15 protein-coding genes are annotated in these 19885 nt (G+C 25.9%); 8 read left to right on the top strand and 7 right to left on the bottom strand.

Going from position 1 to position 19885, the window contains the following annotated elements; genetic code table 4:
* Nucleotides 1–105 precede the first annotated feature (105 nt).
* From EXC60_RS06510 to serS, 4 genes are all read right to left on the bottom strand, one after another.
* Nucleotides 106–756 carry an RDD family protein gene (locus EXC60_RS06510; RefSeq protein WP_024544198.1) on the bottom strand — a complete coding sequence of 217 codons (651 nt, stop codon included), beginning with the start codon at nt 754–756 and terminating at the stop codon, nt 106–108.
* Nucleotides 750–1745: a hypothetical protein gene (locus EXC60_RS06505; RefSeq protein ID WP_024544197.1), complete on the bottom strand. Its 996-nt coding sequence runs from the start codon at nt 1743–1745 to the stop codon at nt 750–752. Before EXC60_RS06505 ends, EXC60_RS06510 begins: the two co-directional genes overlap by 7 nt.
* Nucleotides 1746–1756: 11 nt before the next feature.
* Entirely contained in the window at nt 1757–3100 is a 1344-nt protein-coding gene (asnS, locus tag EXC60_RS02000; protein ID WP_024544196.1) for an asparagine--tRNA ligase, read from the bottom strand.
* Nucleotides 3101–3204: 104 nt separating this feature from the next.
* The gene (gene serS / locus EXC60_RS01995; protein WP_024544195.1) at nt 3205–4479 is read right to left on the bottom strand and encodes a serine--tRNA ligase; all 1275 of its coding nucleotides are present in this window, start codon (nt 4477–4479) and stop codon (nt 3205–3207) included.
* An 83-nt stretch (nt 4480–4562) separates the two neighbouring features.
* Between serS and EXC60_RS01990 the strand changes: the two genes are divergently transcribed.
* The 5 genes from EXC60_RS01990 to EXC60_RS01970 all read left to right on the top strand — a co-directional run bounded on the left by EXC60_RS01990 (nt 4563) and on the right by EXC60_RS01970 (nt 11880).
* Nucleotides 4563–6773 (top strand): ATP-dependent DNA helicase, encoded by a 2211-nt coding sequence (locus EXC60_RS01990; protein ID WP_051327693.1) that lies wholly within the window; start codon nt 4563–4565, stop codon nt 6771–6773.
* A complete protein-coding gene (gene pth / locus EXC60_RS01985; RefSeq protein ID WP_024544193.1) occupies nt 6773–7318 on the top strand; it encodes an aminoacyl-tRNA hydrolase in 546 nt (181 codons plus the stop codon). The genes EXC60_RS01990 and pth overlap by 1 nt, the downstream gene beginning before the upstream one ends.
* A gap of 4 nt (nt 7319–7322) precedes the next feature.
* Nucleotides 7323–8231, top strand: coding sequence for a tRNA lysidine(34) synthetase TilS (tilS, locus tag EXC60_RS01980; protein ID WP_165283164.1), 909 nt, complete (start codon nt 7323–7325; stop codon nt 8229–8231).
* A gap of 54 nt (nt 8232–8285) precedes the next feature.
* Nucleotides 8286–10460, top strand: coding sequence for an ATP-dependent zinc metalloprotease FtsH (gene ftsH, locus EXC60_RS01975; RefSeq protein WP_024544191.1), 2175 nt, complete (start codon nt 8286–8288; stop codon nt 10458–10460).
* A 181-nt stretch (nt 10461–10641) separates the two neighbouring features.
* Entirely contained in the window at nt 10642–11880 is a 1239-nt protein-coding gene (locus EXC60_RS01970) for an ATP-binding protein (RefSeq protein ID WP_029670524.1), read from the top strand.
* Nucleotides 11881–11970: 90 nt separating this feature from the next.
* Here EXC60_RS01970 and thrS read toward each other — a convergent pair whose 3' ends face one another.
* On the bottom strand, nt 11971–13710 hold the full coding sequence (gene thrS / locus EXC60_RS01965) for a threonine--tRNA ligase (protein WP_024543804.1): 1740 nt from the start codon (nt 13708–13710) through the stop codon (nt 11971–11973).
* Nucleotides 13700–14704, bottom strand: coding sequence for a tryptophan--tRNA ligase (gene trpS, locus EXC60_RS01960; RefSeq protein WP_029670523.1), 1005 nt, complete (start codon nt 14702–14704; stop codon nt 13700–13702). The genes thrS and trpS overlap by 11 nt, the downstream gene beginning before the upstream one ends.
* Nucleotides 14705–14838: 134 nt before the next feature.
* On the opposite strand from trpS, the gene EXC60_RS06500 reads away from it, so the two are divergent.
* The 3 genes from EXC60_RS06500 to EXC60_RS06495 are packed head-to-tail and all read left to right on the top strand — an operon-like array spanning nt 14839 to nt 19257.
* Nucleotides 14839–15225 carry a PTS sugar transporter subunit IIB gene (locus EXC60_RS06500; protein WP_024543802.1) on the top strand — a complete coding sequence of 129 codons (387 nt, stop codon included), beginning with the start codon at nt 14839–14841 and terminating at the stop codon, nt 15223–15225.
* Entirely contained in the window at nt 15215–18316 is a 3102-nt protein-coding gene (locus tag EXC60_RS01950) for a DEAD/DEAH box helicase (RefSeq protein ID WP_129619903.1), read from the top strand. Before EXC60_RS06500 ends, EXC60_RS01950 begins: the two co-directional genes overlap by 11 nt.
* Nucleotides 18317–18324: 8 nt before the next feature.
* Entirely contained in the window at nt 18325–19257 is a 933-nt protein-coding gene (locus tag EXC60_RS06495) for a hypothetical protein (protein WP_029670629.1), read from the top strand.
* 6 nt (nt 19258–19263) lie between these two features.
* Here the strand turns inward: EXC60_RS06495 and def are convergent, their stop codons facing one another.
* Complete coding sequence (gene def / locus EXC60_RS01940; protein WP_024544348.1) at nt 19264–19824, bottom strand: peptide deformylase; 561 nt, start codon at nt 19822–19824, stop codon at nt 19264–19266.
* Nucleotides 19825–19885: the final 61 nt, after the last annotated feature.

The following is a 19885-nucleotide window of genomic DNA, read 5'->3' as shown; positions in this document are numbered from 1 at the left end:
AGCAAAAACAATTGCTTTATTTAATTATATTCTATTTTATGTGTTTTATAGTATCAAAGGTTAAATCATAGGTCAAAAAAATGTCTATATTTTAGGTTAATATAGTTAATTTTCAATTTTTATATTTGGTAATATTCTAGGTTTTGGTTTTATTTGAGAAGCAAAAATTTCTTCTTTATCTTCTGCTTCAACAAATTCAAATTTATTAATTCAAACAGTAAATGTTCTTGAAAGTTTATCATTTAATCCAATTCTATTTGCTCTTAAATTACTTGAAATAAAGAAAATGTCTGTAATTAAAGCTAAAGAAGATAAAACTGTAGGAATAATTAAAAAAGCACGTTGGTAAGTTTTTAATGTTTTACCTTGAATTGCTTCCAAAAAAGTATCTGGATGAATAAAAATCATAAAAGAAAGTAAAATAATAATTCATAAAAACGAGAATAGTCTTTGACGATCAAAAATTACTCTTGGTAATTTATCTTCCTTAAATTGTTTAATAATCATAATTCGGCAAATTGCCATCCCAATAGTTTTACCTTTTCAAATAATTGGCAAGACAATAAAGAAAAAAGCTAGATATAAACTTAAAAATAAAAGTCAAAAATAATAATTATATCTATAAAAATAATTTCCAGTTTTGTAATTAAAAACTAAGAATGATGTTCCTGTTGCAATTGATAAAAACAAAATACAATCAATAAATGTTGCGAGTAAACGAATTCAAAAATTAGCTTTTTTTTGTATTTTTATCATTTAAAGTTTTTCATTATCTTTCTTCAATTTTGATTAGTTTCTAGTTCTGATAAAGTAGGTAAAACGACATTAAACATTTTAAAATATTTATTGGATTCAAGAATATTAGGAGTTTGTTGATTTGACAATTTAATCATTTGTTCTAATTCTAAGTTAAAGTTTTTTAACATCTTGGCTTCACGTGAATTTTTCTTAAATTTTAATTGACCTAAAAACCCTGCAGTGAAATAATAAATATGCATTTTATAAGCAAATTGTAGTTCTTCTACAAATTTATCTTTAGCAATATCTTTAATAATTTCTCATTCAATTTGGATGTTTTTAGGATTTAATAAACCTAGCTGATAATTAAAATCCTCAATTCATGTTCTTTTGATATAAGCAAAAGTCTTCGATTTTAAAAGTGACAAATATTTAATATCAGAAGAGAGTTGCATATTAGCATCTTTAATCTTGCAAGTTGCAAAAACATCTTTCAAGATTTCAGTTTTAATAATTGAATTGAAAATATAAGGACTTACCATTGCAATTGGACTTTGATCTTTACTTAAATCATAAATTTCTTCTTCTTTATATTTGCTTCTATAAAAATCGATGTGATTAACACCTCTCATATAACCATTGAATTCTATAAAATCAGGTTTAATTTCACTTTTGTTTAAAAAGTCAAATAAGTTTAATGTAAATTCACTCTTAATGTAAGAATATGAATAAAGAATATATGAATAAAGTGTATTAGACATAGCTAATGCTTGCCTTAAAACCTTAACGATGTTAATGTGTGAGGTATTAATAATTAATTTAAGTCTATCTTTTAACATAGTAGTTAATTGATAAATACTTTCAAGTTGTGCTTCAGTTGGTTTATCAATGCAAACAATAGCATTAAAATTTTGGTCTTTTTGCTTAATTATATTCTTAAAAATATCATCAACAGAAATTGATGGATGATAAATTGGAATAATAAATGTTAATAAATTCTTGTCCATAAATAACCTTTTTACATTTTAATATTTCCAGGTGTTCTTGGAAATGGAATTACATCACGAATATTTGCGACTCCTGTTACATACATAACAAGTCTTTCAAACCCAATTCCAAAACCACTAGATGGTGCATATCCATATTTTCTTAAATCTAAATATCATTGCAAAGGTTCTTGCTTAATTTTTAGTTCTTTAAGTCTTTGAACTAAAAGTTCATATCTAGATTCACGTTGACTTCCACCAATAATTTCACCAATTCCAGGGACTAATAAATCAAATGCAGCGACAGTTTTTTTATCATCATTTTGATACATATAAAAAGCTTTAATGTCTTTAGGATAATTAATCATTGCAACTGGGCCGTTTACAACTTTTTCAGCAATAAATTTTTCATGTTCAGAACCCAAATCCATACCAAAAAAGATGTTTTGTTCCTCAAACTCTTTTTTGTGTTTTTCAAGAATTTTAATAGCTTCTTTATATTCCATAATTTTTAATGGAGTAGATATATATTTCTTTAATGTAGTAATCAAATTATTGTCTTTTAAAGAGTCTAATAATTTCATTTCAGAAGGATATTTTTTAATAACATTACTAATTACTGTTTTTAGTAAATTGTCAGCAAAAGGAATAATATCATTTAGTTCATAAAAAGCAACTTCTGGTTCAATCATTCAAAATTCTGCTAAATGTTTTGTAGTATGAGAATTTTCTGCTCTAAAAGTAGGCGCAAAAGTGTAAACTTTTTTAAATCCTGCAGCATATGCTTCAGCATGCAATTGTCCTGTCACACCTAAAAAAGATTTTTGTTTGAAAAAATCACCTTCAGAACTATTAACAATCAAAGTTTCGCCAGCACCTTCACCATCATTTGATGTGATAATTGGTGCAGCAATGTTAAGAAAATCATGTTTTTGAAAATAACTGTGAATTTCAAAAAGTAAAGCATTACGAATAATCATAATTGCTCTAAATAAGTTGGTTCTATGTCTTAAATGTGGAATTTCTCTTAAAAAATCAAGTGTTGTTTCTTTCTTTTGAATAGGAAAATCTTCATCGGTGTTGTTAATTAAAATTAAATCATCAACTGCAAGTTCAATAGGTTGAGGAGCAGTTGGAGTTAATAATAGTTTTCCTTTAACTTTTATTGAAGAACCCAAATTAATTTTGTCAAGATTAAATCTTTTAATGTTTTCACTTTTTATAACAAGTTGTAAAGTATCAACTGTACTTCCATCAGTTAATGCTAAAAATTTGATTTTTTCATTTCCACGATTGTTTTGAACTCAACCTTGAATTTCAAAATCTTGTCCATGTTTAATATCATTAAGTGATGTTAATAATTTTTTAATTGTCATATTTAATCCTTTATTTAACAAAAATTAATTTTTATATATAAGTAATTAACAATTATATTATAAATGCAGTAAATAAAAATGCGGTTACTAAATAACCACATAAATTATTTTTTAGAAATTTTTTCAAGTCCATTCATATAAGGAATTAAAACTTTTGGAATTGAAATTGAACCATCAGGATTTTGATAATTTTCTAAAATAGCGGCAACTACTCTATCAATTGCAAGACCTGAACCATTCATTGTATAAGCATATTTTAGTTTATCATTTTCATCACGATATCTAATTTTTGCTCTACGTCCTTGAAAATCTTTACAAATTGAAATTGAACTTGTTTCACGATATTTTTGTTCAGATGGAATCCAAAGTTCTAGGTCAATTGTTTTTGCAGAACTAAATCCAATGTCACCAGTTGATAATAAAACCTTACGATATGGAATTTCAAGTAATTGTAAGATACTTTCAGCATCTTTAACCATTTCTTCTCATTCATGCATTCCATCTTTTTCTGATGTTAATTTTACAAGTTCAACTTTATGAAATTCATGTTGTCTTATAACACCGCGTGTATCTCTTCCGCCACTTCCAGCTTCTGATCTAAAACATTTTGTGTAAGCAACATATTTAATTGGTTTAGATAAATCTAAAATTTCATCATAATGGTAATTTGTAACAGGCACTTCCGCTGTTGGAATTAATCATAAATCGTTATTTTCAATTTTAAATAAATCTTCTTTAAATTTAGGAAGCTGGCCTGTTCCAAATAACATTTTGCTATTAACTAAATGTGCAGGCATTAATTCTTTATAACCATTTTTAATATGAGTTGATAACATAAAATTAGCTAATGCTCTAACTAATTGTGCACCTTCATTTTTATATAGAACAAATCTAGTTTGTGCTAATTTTACTGATCTAACAAAATCAATGATGTCAAGTTTTGTGGCAATATCATAGTGTGCCTCAACGTTTTTAACTAAACCACGACCTAAGTTAGGAAATTCTTTAATTACAACATTATCTAAATCACTTCTTCCAACTGGAACTTCATCATAAGGAATGTTTGGAATTTTGATAACTAAGTCATTAACTTTTTTAATTAATTCATCAGCTTCAACATCAACTTTGTCAATCTCAACTTTAATTTTTGAAACTTTTTCCATTAATTTTGATGTATCTTGTTTATTTCTCTTTTTAATTCCAATTTCATCACTTAATGTGTTTCTTTCAGCTTGCAACTTTTCAAGCTTTGCAATTAGTTTATTTCTTTTTTCAACCAAAGTAACTATTTTTTCAATATTATCAATGTCATAGTTTCTTGTTGATAATTTTTTAATAACTTCAAGTTTGTTATTTATTATGTATTTTAAATCTAACATTTAGATACCTCACATGGTAATTTTTGCAATTAATTATTATACCTTTCATTACAAAATTATGAGTTAGTTTTTTTCTTGAGAAAATGATAAAATTTTTAAATATGAGTGACTTAATTAAGATTTCGGGCTTTTTTAAAAAGATATTATTTGAAAAAAAACAAAATAATTTCCGTATTACATCTTGTAAAATTGCAGCTCAACCACAAGGTCTTACAATCAAAACTAACAAATATGGAACTATTTCTATTTTGTCAAAAGATATTGATTTTGAAATTGATAAATGTTATGACATGATTTTGGAATACTTTCCACATAGTAGATATACTGAAAGTTATAACTTAGTTGAACTTAAAGAAAGTGAAATGTGAAAACTAAATTATTTAGTTCGTTTTTTAAAAAGTTCAAAGTTTCCTGGAATTGGTGAAGTGAAAAGTACAAAAATTGTTGAAAAATTTGGTTTTGATACTTTAAACATTTTAGCTTTTAATGATGATTATGATGCTGATGATTTTGGAATATCAGAAGAAGCATATTCACAAGCTAGAGCATATCTTAGAGCAAATACTAACATTATTGAAGATCAACTGTTCTTTTTAAAATTAAATTTATCACCTAGTTTTTATGAAAAAATTAACTTGTATTTCGATTCACTTGCAATGTTTTTGGAAAAATATAAAGACAACTTTTATGATTTTTATTTTGACGTTGAAGGAATTCAAGTATCTGATTTAGATAAAATTACTAAACATTTCTTTCCAGAAGGCCATTTTTTTACAAAGCCAATGGTGTTATATAAAGCATTAGAAGAATATTTTTTCAATAAAGGCCATACTAAAATTTCAAATAAAGACTTTTACGCTTATTTTTATAAGAATTACGAAAAAATCTCAGTTGATGAATTTAAAGATGCACTTAAATATTTAATTCAAGAAAAGAGAGTCTTACTTTTTGATAATAAAGAATTTATTACGACTACAAAATTAAGATTAATGGAAGAATATGTAATTACAAGGTTATATGATGTAAGCAAAAAACATAAAGACAAATTCTTACCTTATGCAGATTCATATTTTCATCCAACACAAATTGAAGCAATCAACAGTGCTTTAAATGAAAATTTATGTTTAATTACGGGTTCTCCGGGAACTGGGAAAACTTTAATTTTAAATAAAATAATTAACCTACTCTTAACAAAATATAGTGAAGAGGATATTGTTGTAGTTACCCCAACAGGACGAGCAACAATTAATATTAATAAAGATAATGAAATTAAAGCTTCAACAATTCATAGCTTTTTGCAATGAGATGTTGATCTTGATAAATTTAAGGTTAATGAAAATTGACCTGAAAATAAAAAAGTTTTAATTATTGACGAATTTTCTATGGTTGGAATTGATTTATTCTTTCATTTACTAAAAGGGTTAAGTAAATCTCTTAAAAAAATAATTGTTGTTGGTGATAAAAATCAACTCCCTGCAATAGGACCAGGTTATTTAATTAAAGATTTTATTGAATCTAATATTTTTGAAACAATAGAACTTTCAAAAATTTATCGTCAAGCCGAAAATTATGAAATAATTCGAGATGCTATTAGTGTTAATAAATCCGAATTTCCTAAATTTAATGGTAAACATTCGCAATTTCATGAAGTTGAAAAAGAAAATCTAAGCAAAATAATTATTTCCGAAATCAAAAAACTTATTAAACAAGGTTATGTTAAAAAAGATATTGCAATTTTAAGTCCAATTTATAACTATCAAACTGGAATTGATAATTTAAATAATGAACTTTCAACATTTTGAAGAAAATTAGACAATATGCAAACAACTTTAATTGGAAAGCAAGCATATGCAATTGGTGATAAAGTCATAAATACTGTTAATGATCCTTCAAAAAAGATTTTTAATGGTGAAATTGGTTATATTTATAATTTTATTTTCGAGGATGACACTAGAATAATTAGTTTTGTACAAATTAAATTTGAAAATGAAGATCGAATTGTTCAATTTACAAGAAAAGAATTTTTACAAAGAATTATTTTGGCTTATTGTACTAGCGTTCATAAATATCAAGGAAGTGAATGCCCAATTGTTTTTACTGTATTATTTGATGAAGCTAGAATTTTATTAAGTAAAAAATTAATATACACTGCAATTACAAGAGCACAGAAATTAAGTATAATTTTTGGACAAAAAGATGCTTTTATTTATGGTATTGAAAATGATGATGATTCAAAAAGAATCACATGTATTAGTGAACTTTGAAATGCTAAATTAAATCAAGGAGTTAAATAATGAAATTAATTGTTGGATTGGGGAACCCTGGAGCAGAATATGCTCAAACAAAACACAATGTTGGTTTTATGGTTGTTGATGCAATTGCAAAAAAACTTGATGTTGAATTTGATGAAAAGAAATTCAATGGAATTTACCACATTGGCGATGAATATATTTTGGCAAAACCACAAACATATATGAATAATAGTGGTAGTTTTGTAGTTGAAATAATGAATTATTACAAAATTAATCAAAATGACATTTTAATTATTCAAGATGATTTAGACTTAGCAATTGGCAGAGCAACCATTAAGCAAAAAGGTTCATCTGGTGGCCATAATGGATTAAAAGATATTATTCAAAAACTTGGCACTGAAAAAATTAATAGATTGAAAATTGGAATTGGTAGATCAGATAATGTTGTTAATTATGTTTTGAGTAAATTTACGCCAAATGATTTAGAAGTTATCAATAAGATAATTGATTCAGCAGCAGATATTGCATTAACATATATTTACAATGACATTCATTATGTAATCAACAAATTTAATGGAAAATGATAATTTTATGTTTAATATTGAAAAACAGTTTGAAATAGACAATATTGATATTAACAAAAAGATGTTATTAGGAGTTAGCGGTGGCCCTGACTCTATGTTTTTATTAAATTTATTAAAAAACAAAAATATTGTTGTCGCGCACATTAATTATAATAAGCGTGAAACTAGCAAAATAGATGAAGAAATTGTCATTGATTTTTGTAAAAAAAATAATATAAAATGTTTTGTTCTAAATCTAAAAAAACACAATGAGCAAGGCAATTTTCAAAATATTGCAAGGATACAAAGATATGAATTTTTTAAGAAAATTTATGATGAAGAAAAATGTGATTATTTGATATTGGCGCACCATAAAGATGATTTTTTAGAAACAGCAATAATGCAAGAAAATTCATGTCGGAAAGTTTTATATTATGGAATAAAGCCTAAAAACTTTTTGTTTGAAATGAATGTATATCGGCCACTCATTTTTGCATTTTGAAAATCAGAAATCTTAAATTTATGTAATCAAGATAAATTGCCTTATGCTTTAGATTACACGAATGATTTAGATATTTATACAAGAAATGCAATTCGCAATAGACTCAAGCAAATTTCGTTAGAAGAAAAAGTTAAACTCCTTGATTCTTTTGTGACAAAAAATTTAAAAAATAAAGAATTAGAAACATTAATTCAAAATAAATTTAATGAATGAAGACAAAAAGAGTTTGATTGTAACTTTCTTAAAGATAATAATTTATGAAAAAACTTAATTTATAAATTTATAAATACATATTTTTTAAATGTTGAACTTTCTAGTTCTAAAATGGAAGGAATTTATCAATTTATTATTTCTAATAATAGAACCGCACGGTATAAACTAGACGACAAAAATATACTATTTAAGAAAAAAAACGTATTAAAAATATCAAAATAGCAATTTTTATATAATAATTTATTAACTAATTAATTTTTGAAAGGAGAAATACTTATGGAAAATAACAATAGAAAACCAAGATTTCGCTTTAATATTTGGTGATTATTAGGTATTTTTGCAGCTATTATTCTGATTGCAATAATGGCCATTACCATAAAGCATTTTACAACCTCAAGTGATTATGCCACACATGATTACAATTTTTATCGGTCAGTATTAACAAAAATATTAAGTAATACAACTGATGGAACTGCATTTAAATCTGTTGAGCACAATCCTTATCAGAATCTAATGAAATTTACACTCGGAATTGATGCTTCTGATGCAGAATTTTTTAAAAATTTAGGTGTTCCTGAGTCGGCAATTAAATCAGGAGAATATGTATTTACATTAAATGTAACAACAATACAAATTCAACAATGAAATTTATTAAATCAATTAACAGCTGCTGCTTTTACATATAAAAACAAAGAAGGAAAAGAATTTGTTGGTAGATTATTTACAACACCATATCCTACTCCATCATTAAGTAGCAAAATATGAAGTGTTATGTCATCATTATTGCCAATAATGGCAATGATCGGTATTGCATATTTCATAGTTAAAGCAATGATGAGAAATATGGGAGATCCATTTACAAAGGATAATACTGTTGCACAACGTATTAAAACAGATAAGAAATTTAGTGATATTGCAGGTAATGAAGAAGTTAAAGAAGAAGTTTGAGAACTTGTTGATTATTTAAAAAATCCTAAAAAATATGCTGTTGCTGGTGCAAGAATTCCCAAAGGTATTTTATTAGGAGGTCCTCCAGGAACTGGAAAAACTTTAATTGCAAAGGCAACTGCTGGTGAAGCTAACGTTCCTTTCTTCTTTATTTCTGCATCAAACTTTGTTGAAATGTTTGTAGGTCTTGGAGCCAAAAGAGTTAGAGATATGTTTGCTGAAGCAAGAAAAAATGCTCCTGCAATTATCTTTATTGATGAGCTTGATGCCGTTGGCCGTTCTCGTGGTGCTGGTATTGGTGGTGGAAATGATGAACGTGAACAAACATTAAACCAACTACTTGTTGAAATGGATGGTATTAAAGAAAATAGTGGAATATTAATAATGGCTGCTACAAACCGTACTGACGTTTTAGATCCTGCTTTATTAAGACCTGGTCGTTTTGATAGAGTAATAACTGTCTCTTTACCCGATATTAAAGAAAGAGAAGCAATATTAAAATTGCATGCACGTGGTAAGAGAATTTCTAAGGATATTAAATTTAATTTAGTAGCAAGAAGAACTCCTGGATTTTCTGGAGCACAACTTGAAAATGTTATTAATGAAGCTTCTTTATTATCTGTTAGAGAAAAAACAGGCGTTATTACTATTGAACAAATTGATGAAGCAATTGATCGTGTAATTGCTGGACCTGCTAAAAAATCAAGAACAATTTCTGAAAAGGAAAATGTTGCAGTTGCTTATCACGAAGCTGGGCATGCTGTTGTTGGATTAAAAGTACCTGGTGGTAATAAAGTACAAAAAATTACTATTATTCCTAGAGGTCATGCAGGTGGTTATAATCTAATGCTTCCTGAAGAAGAAAAATACAACCGTTCAAAAGCTGAGCTTATTGCCATGATTACTTCATTTATGGGTGGGCGTGTTGCAGAAGCTATTATTTATGGAAATGAAAACGTTTCAACTGGTGCTAGCGATGATATTGCTAAAGCAACAAAAATTGCTAGAAAAATGGTTACTGAATGAGGTATGTCTGATTTAGGTCCTATTAAATATGAAGAAGATAGTGACACACCATTTTTAGGTAGAGACTATATGAAAAATGTTTCATTCTCTTCATATACAGCAAAAGAAATTGATACTGAAGTTCGTAAGATTATGTTAGAAGCTGAACAAAAAGCGCATGAAATAATTTCTGAAAATAGACAATTATTAGAATTAATTAAAGATGCATTAGTTTTAAATGAAACTATTGTTGCTGAAGAAATTGATTATATAAATAAATATATGAAGCTACCTCCTAGAATGGATAAAGAAAAACAAGAATTAAGCAAAACATATTCTAAAGAAGACTTTGAAGAGTTATTTAATGAAGTTGCTGGTGAAAAGAAAATTTCAGAAGATAAATTTAAATCAGAATTTGATAAAGATGATAAGAAATCTGAGAAACCAGACAGCCCCAAAAAATCTAAAAAGAATAATGAAGATGGTGAAGCAAACTAAGCTTCGCCTTTTTATTTATCACTAGTAAAAAATGCGAAAAAGACAAATACAAAAGTGTGAAAAATGTAAAATTAAAAGTGTGAAAAATGTAAAATTAAAAGTGTGAAAAATGTAAAATTAAAAGTGTGAAAAATGTAAAATTAAAAGTGTGAAAAATGTAATTTTTAGGTGAAGGATTTAAATGTATAAAAGAAGATTAGTTGATGAAAAGATTGAGGAAGCATTAAAAACTAATGCAGCATTAATAATTGAAGGACCTAAATGATGCGGAAAAACATATACAGGAATCCAAAATACAAAGTCACAAATGTTTTTAGATAACTTGATAATGACAAAATATGACAAGGAAAAAGTTATAGAAATGTGTTTAGATGGCGAAAAACCAAGACTTATTGATGAATGACAAATCCTTCCTATTTTGTGAGATTTGGTTAGACGTCAAGTTGATTTTAACAAAGGAAAATATATTTTAACAGGCTCAGAAAGAGAATTAAATACATACCATAGTGGCATTGGTAGATATATACCAATTCAAATGTTTCCCATGTCACTATATGAATTAGAAAAATCAACTGGTCAAGTTTCTTTGATGGATTTATTTAATAAAAGATATGTTTTTGAAAGATTAAACGGTAAGAAATTTGACCTGAATGATATTGCAAATTTGATTGTTAAAGGTGGTTGACCATCACAATTGGAAAACGATGATATTAGGATTGCAAGTATGTATTGTGCTATGCTAGAAAAACACGAATTTACTAAATTTGTTATCAAAAAAAATAATTTGTCAAGATTTATGCGGTTTATTATGTCTTTATCTAGAAATGAATGTACATTAGTAGCAAATGAAACAATTATTAAAGATATTGAAAATGACAAAAATTTTAAGATTAGTAGACCAACATTAAACTCATATTTTAAAATTTTAGAAGATATATTTATTGTTGATAACATTAAACCATATATAACTAATATAAGATCTTCACGAAGATTATCCTTATCTGTAAAGAAAAGATTTGTTGATCCATCACTAGCGTGCGGTTTTTTAAAGATAAATGCTGAAAAATTGAAAGACGATTTAAATTTTTTAGGAATATTATTTGAGTCAATGGTTTTAAGAGATTTAAGAATTTATTCTTATACGAATGATTGAAACTTGTACTATTTTAGAGATTCAAAGGGAAATGAAATAGATGCAATTTTGGAAAAAAGTGATGGTTCATGAGCAGCTGTTGAAATTAAATTAAGTGATTTTTCTAATGATGATGCATCTAAAAATTTACTTAAAGTTGCAAAAATGATAACAAATGAAAACGACAAAGAACCTTCATTTTTATTAATAATCAATGGTTTAACTGGGGAAGCATACAAAAGGCCAGATGGAGTTTATGTTGCTCCAATTAGTATGCTTAAAAATTAATGTCAATAAATATAAAGCAATTAAAATGAGATAAGAATTAAAAAATCTCCTACTTTAATAGTAAAAGGTAAGGAGACTTTTTGTTTTGTATTATTTGTGATTTTTAATAAGTTTTTTAGTTAATGATAAGAATTTAGGTAATGTCATAGTTTCGGTTTTTTCAGAACCATATTCTCTAATTGCTAAAACATTATTTTCAATTTCGTTTTTTCCAATAATAATTAAATATTTTGTTTTTAAAAGTTGAGCATCTCTAATTTTTTTATTGATTCTTTCGTTTCTTAAATCAACATTAACATTAATATCTTTATCTAATAATTTTTCATAAAGTTTTTGACAATAATCATTTTGATCATCGCTAATTGGAATAATAGTTACTTGTCTTGGACTTAATCAATAAGGTAAATTACCTTTTGTTTGTTCTAATAAAGTTGCAATAAATCTTTCGTATGTTCCAATTAATCCCCTATGGATTAAAACAGGCATTTGTTGTTTGCCATTTTCATCAACATATTTAAGTTCAAAACGGCTAGGTAACAAGAAATCAAGTTGTAAAGTTGACATAGTAATAATTTTGTTTAATGAGGTTCTAACTTGAAAGTCAATTTTAGGTCCATAAAATGCAGCTTCACCAATAAATTCTTTATATTTAATTTTTAATTCTTTTAAAACTTCGCGCAAATCATTTTCAGCATTATTCCACATATCATCATTTTTAAAGAATTTTTCAGTGTCATTAAGGTCTCTTAATGATAAAGAAACGTGGTCAATTTCAATATTAAAATCTTTTAAAGCTTGCAAAATCATTTTGTATAAATGTTTAAATTCAGATTTGATTTGATCTTGCCTTGCGAATATATGGCCTTCTGTTAAATCCATAGCCCTTACACGTTCAAGACCTGTTAAAGCTCCAGATTTTTCATAACGATATAATCTCGATTGTTCAGAATATCTAATTGGAAGTTCACGATATGAACGTCTTGTTGCGTCAAAAAGCATAATGTGATGAGGGCAAGTCATAGGACGAGGGACTAATAATTCATTATCCATTTTTAGTGGATTAAACATTGTATCTTGATAATGAACTCAGTGTCCACTAATTTCATAAAGTTTCTTTTCACCAAAATGTGGGGTCAATACTTCAACAAAGCCATATTTTTTGTCTAATTTCAAAACATAATCTCTAATTGCATTATGAATTTTCATACCATCTTCTAGTCAAATAGGAAAACCTTGACCACAAAGCAAGTTAAATGTAAACAAATTTAAATTTTTGCCAATTTTACGGTGATCTCTTTCTTTACGATCTTCTAAAATTTGCAAGTATTTGTCAAGCTCATCTTTAGTTTCTCAACAAGTTCCATAAATTCTTGTTAACATTTTATTTTTAGCGTCACCTTTTCAATAAGCACCAGCTAATGAAATTAATTTAAAATGTCTTAATTCTTTAGTATTTTGAATATGATTTCCTGCACATAAATCAGTAAAGATATTTTCATTAGTTTTTGGGTGAACAAAGCCATAATAAGTTATTGTTTTATTTTCTTTAACAAAATCATCATAAAGTTCTTGCTTAAAAGGTTGTGATGAAAAATCATATTGATAATGATCTATTTTTTTAACATCATAATTTTGTTCTGCAATTTTATGCATCATTTTTTCAATTTTGGGTAGATCACTTTCTAATAAAGGATTTTCAAATTCAAAATCATAATAAAATCCTTCTTCAATTGCGGGGCCTATTGCAAGTTTAGTGTTTGGATATAATTTTAGAATAGCTGCAGCCAATAAATGACTTGCAGAATGGTTTAATTTAGGATTACTTTTCATTATTAAGTCCCATACCTTTCATTAATTTTAATAGGTTTGCTTTAGCAACTTTAGCTGCTTTAATTGCTCCTTCTTTACTTAATTTATCAACAAGCGGTAAAAATTGTTGATATCTGGTTTGTATATTTTGAAGAAATTCTTTTACTGTTTGCGCAACTTCTGCTTTTAATTCTTTGTAGTTTTTATTTTTAAAATACGTTTCTGTATCTTTTAATGAAATTTCTTTTAAAGCACTATAAATATTTAATAAGTTTGTGATTCCTGGTTTATCAGGCGATGCATAAATTTTTCCTTCAGAGTCAGTCACACATTTAATAATTTTTTTATAAGCTTCACCTGGATTATCTAATAAATAAATTGAGGATTTCTCATTTGTATCTGATTTAGACATTTTTTTAGTTGGGTCTGTCAAAGACATAATTTTATTGCCAACATTTGGAATATAAGGTTCAGGTATTTTGAAGTCTAATTTGTATTTATTGTTTATTCGTTGTGTGATATTTCTCGTTAATTCAACATGTTGTTTTTGGTCAATTCCAACAGGAACTAAATCGGCATCATATAACATAATATCAGCAACCATTAATGTTGGATACATCAAGAGTCCTGTAGGTATTGTGTCCATTCCATTAGCTGATTTAACTTTTTGTGATTTATCTTTAAATTGTGTCATACGTGACAATTCACCAATCGTTGTGTTGTTGATGATAAGTCAATTCATAAGTCCATGTTCCATAACATCAGATTGAAAAAAAATCGTTGTTTTATTAGGATCTAAACCGCAAGCTAAATAAATAGCATAAATATTGTGGCGGTTTTGTTCCAAAATCTTAGGATCAATAGGTAAGGTTAATGCATGCAAATCAGCAATAAAAACAAAACTATTGTATTCATCTTGTAGTTTTACCATATTTTTTATAGCACCAATATAGTTACCTAAAGTTAATTTTCCCGTTGCTGTAATTCCACTTAATAAGGTTTTTTTGTTTAACATTTTAGCTTCCTTATTCTTATCATTTCATTAAATTTGTATAGGTTTCTAAAAATTTATTTAATTATATAATAATATTTAATAAATAAACTATATCAAAGCAAAAAACGAGAGTCACATACTTTATTGGAGTAAAAATGAGTGGTAAACAAAAATTTTTATATGTGTTTTTAATAATCATTACTTTAGGTTTTATTTTGTTATATTGAAGAAAATATAAACAATCAAATAAGAAAGATTATTTAACTGTTGATAAAAGAATTCCTTTTAATTTTGAGCATTTTATTAGTTTTTTAGGTGGTTATGAAAATATTATCGAAACTTCATCTGATTCACATAGTACTTCACAAAAAGTTCTAAGAATTAAATATAAAGATAAAACTAAATTGAATATTGAGGAGCTTAAAAAACTAAATGGTATTTCAGGAATTGCATTAAATAGTTATGGGGTATCATTAGTTGTTGGAAATAATGCAAAATATATTGCTGAAAAGATTGATAAGGAAATAAAGAATGGCAAATAATAAATATCAAGGACTATTAAATAATTTGCTAAATATTGAATCTTTTGATAGCTCTTTATTTTTTTCTATCGACAATCAAAACTTTTTTGATATTTATTCATATTTTGGTGAAAAAATATTCTCAAAAATTTACAACAATTTCGATTTAAATTTGCTTTTATCAGACAATGCAAATCGTGAATTGATTCAAAGAGTTAAAAATAGCAAAGACATTAACGAAATAAGAAAAATTTACAATGAATATGTAAAACAAAATAATGAAAAACCATTTGAAGATAATCAATTTGGAAGTAAGAAAAAAGAATTAATTGACATCTTAGAATTAGAACAACAAAAATCAATTATTAAATGAAAAAAATTAATTAACAAAGCTAATTCTATTAATACTGAAAGTAATATTTGACCCTTACACGTTGGTTTTTTTATAGTGACTATTAAAACAGAAAAGAAAAACATTTTTGCTCCCTTGTTTTTTAAAGAAGTTAACATTGAAATTAAAAATTCATTGGCTTATTTATATTCAACTTCAGACATTAAATTAAATGAAAAATTAATAACTTTTTTAAATCAAGAAGATTTTGCATTAGATATTGACGCTTTTGATTTCTCAAATATGTCAATTGCAAATATTGCTTCTTTTTTTAGTAAAAGTTGAAACACTTTATATGAAATCCCTGAAAACTTTTGTGCAAAAATTCCAGCAACAAAGCAAGAAGATATAGCTAATAAATCAATTAAATTTGTGCCTGGAATGGTACTTGGATTTTTTAATGTTTCTTCGGGTTATTTATGAAATCAATTAAAGAAAATTGTTGACAATAATGAATTTGAAGATATATTAAATCCTGATTTTGACAAGAATAAATATAAAGAAAAAATACGTTCTGTTATTTTTGACAAAATGTTTAGATTATTTAAAATTCAAAACACAAATTATTCACAAGACTGTGCAACTGTTTCTTCACTATATCAAGATACAATTATTTGAGGACCTCCAGGAACGGGAAAATCTCAAACAATTAGTAATCTAATTGTAAATATAATTGCAAGAGGGTATACTGCATTAGTTGTTTCACAAAAGAAAGCTGCATTAGATGTTTTAAAAAAGAGACTAAAGAAAATGTCTATTTTTTGCTTATTTGCATTAAATGACAAAAGTATGAGAAATGAAACTTTTTATAAACCTCTAAAAGAATTTATTTATTTAGTTGAAAACTATAAGGTTGATAGTACTGAAGACGCTATTGAAGTATTTAGTGAGAAAGACAAACATTATGTAGATAACATTGAATATTTACTTTCACTTCATAATTTAGAAGATATTGTTAAATTTTATTCATATGCATTTGATAAAAATCTAACTGTTGAAACATTTGATAAGTTAAACTTATTAGACAGAAATTTACGTTATGATATACCAAGACTAAGAGACACAAAAAATCTAAAAAAACACTTATATGAAGTAAATTTTCACAAAAAACCTTATATATTTACTATCTATCCTGCAGCAATTAAAAAAGCAGCTTTGTATTTAAACCAAAATAGAGATTTACTTAACTATGATTTAGATAATTTAATTAGTGGATTTAGCAATATTTCATATGATGATTTTGTTAGAATTAATTCATTTTTTAAAGAACAACTTTCTTATAAAACTATCAATATAAATGATGATTTGAAATTATCAAGAATGTTTCTTAAAAAAACTGTTGAAAAAATGCATAACTTTACCGAAGAACAAAAAAGACAATATACTGCATTTGCAATGGCTATAAGAACCGCACATTTAAGACCATTTAAGTTTTTCCATCGTCATAAGGAAATGATTAAATATTTATTTCCTGTGATTGTTACAACACCTGAAGTTGATCTTTCAATTTGAGATAAAAATGAATTTGATTATGCAATTTTAGATGAATCAAGTCAAATATTCATCGAAAAAGGTATTCCAATTTTATATTTAGCAAAAAGAAAAATATTAGCTGGTGATAATAAACAAATGCAACCAACAAGATGATTTTCTGCATCTTATAACAATGAAGAAACCGAAGATTTTGGAAGCATAGAATCTTTATTAGATTATGCATCTGCACGTGGTGTTTATTCAATATTATTAGACAAAAACTATCGTTCAAAATATGCTTCTTTAATGACGTTTAGTTCAAAACATTTTTACGATTCAAAACTTGATGTAATTGATGATTATAGTATTGTTAATAAAAATGAAAAAAGTATTGAGGTTTTTCAAACTAATGGTGTTTGAGATAATGGAATTAACAAAGAAGAAGTTGATAAACTAATCCAACTTATTAAACAAAATTTACATTACAAAAAAATTATTGCATTGGTGTTTAATGTTAAACAACAAGAATTTTTATATAACAAAATTTTTACAAATGAACCTATTTTAGAAGAAGCGTTGCATAGTGATCAACTAACTATCAAAAATATTGAAAACATTCAAGGTGATGAAGCAGATTTAGTTATTATGTCAGTTGTTTATGATCATACTACTTCTTTGTATGGTGCTTATGTAACAAGAAAAGGTGGAAAGAATGCCTTAAACGTTGCCATTTCAAGAGCTAAAGAAAAAATCATTGTTATTAAATCTATTAATGCTGATGATGTAAAAATAGATGAAAAATCTTCTTCAGATATGATTTTATTTAAAGATTGATTAAGGTTTTTAGATTTATCAGAGCAAGAACAAAAGAGTTACTTGATTAAATCAAATTCTAAAGAAAACAATGATGACAAGATTAAAAATGAAGAAGACTTAAAACAAAAAATCATTGATTATATTGAAAAACTAAACATTGGAGATAATTTTTCAATTACTTTTGATTATTCAATAGGTACTAAAAATATTGATATTGCAATATTTAATAAGTTGAATAATAAATTGGAAATAGGACTTGTCTTTGACACACTAGATTATCAAAAACAATATGATAAATATTTATTATTTAAAGATGGACTAAGGTTTTTAATCACAAAACAATATCCTATTTTTGCAATTTCTGATTTAAATTGAAAGATTGTTTGTGACAAGATTGCAACAATGTTAATGAATATAAGTGATAACAATTAGGTATTATAATGACTGAAAATAATAACGAAAAATCTGAAATTAGCTCAATTGATATTGATAATGAGATAAAACCAAAGAATAATGAAATGTCTCATGAGAAAAAAAAGAAAATTAAAGCAGGACTCTTTTGAGGTTTAGCTATAGTTGGAGTTGCAGCAGTTCTTACTATCGCACTAACTATAAAAAAAACAACAAATAGTGATTATAGATATTGAAATCCAAAGCTTTTAATTAATAAACAAGCACAAGATGAATGAATTTTTTATGATAAAAATAAAAAGTTAGATGTTGATATTAAAAGTACTATACATGAATTAATTTTTAATAAAAAATGGAACGAGACATCATTTTTAAAACAATTAGATTTTAAAAACTTAAAAAGTGATGAGTATGATCTTGAAATTCATAATGTTATTCATAATACTGTTAATAATTCAATTTGTCTTGATTGTTTGTTTGTTAATAAACAAAATAAAAAAGAATATAAAGTTTTGAAAAATGTTGAACTAAAAAACTTTTTGCCTAATTCTAAAAATGAATATAAGGTAACTGACAATGACAAAAAAAGATTATATGCACTTGAAAGTGTTTTTTTTGGCACAAAGCTTTCATTTACTCCCATTGATAAAACTAAATCAATTGAAAAATATATTAAGGAAATAAATGCAATTAATGATTTGTGAATTAGAAGTGAATTATTTCAACAAATTTTTCTTAATAATTTTAAAGAACAAAAAGTTAATTTCTTTCCTTTTGAAATTTCAAATTTATCCTATGATAAGGATAAAAACGAAATTACATTTAGTTATAAACCATTTTTGTTAGCAAATGAAAATATAAAAGAAAATGGCAAAAAATACGTCTATTGACGTTATTTTACAGTCCCTAATGATAAAGGCGAATTTATTAGAACTAAAACAGTAAAATTAGTGGCAAATTAAAAATATCTATTCTAATATCTCTACATCTCCTGGCAAATCTCAAGGATGTTTTAAGTTGATGTGGTCAATAAATAATTTGCCTTGTAAATGATCATATTCATGTTGTGCTACAATTGCAGAATAACCTGAAAGATCATATCTTTTTTCTTTCTTTTCAAAATATGAATAAGCTTTGATGATGACACGGTTGTAACGAAAAACATATCCTTCTTGTTTTGGATAATTTTCATTAACACTTAAACACCCTTCACCTTCTTTTAAAGATAATTTAACTTCAGAATGTCCTATCATTTTAGGATTAATTAATGCATCTGAAAAAATAACTTTGTCATTATCATCTTTGATAAGAATATAAAACACATTTTTTAATATTCCATATTGGACTGCTGCAACACCAACTGCTGGTCTAAATTTTGTTTCAGGTTCTTGACTATCATTTACATGGAAAATCATTTTCTCAATCAAGTTTTTATCTTCTTCAGAAAGTGGTAATTTAAGGTCTTGTGACTTTTCTCTAAGTCTTTCATCAGGTAATTCTATTAAATGTATATCTTCAAATTTAAACATAATATGATTATATAAAGAAAAAAGTATTTATCTTATATAATTTGGATTATTAGTATTTAAT

It is taken from the genome of Metamycoplasma salivarium (assembly GCF_900660445.2).
Taxonomy (GTDB): domain Bacteria; phylum Bacillota_I; class Bacilli_A; order Mycoplasmatales; family Metamycoplasmataceae; genus Metamycoplasma; species Metamycoplasma salivarium.
The sequence above is the reverse complement of the archived record's forward strand: the minus strand, read 5'-3'. Positions and strand labels throughout refer to the sequence as shown.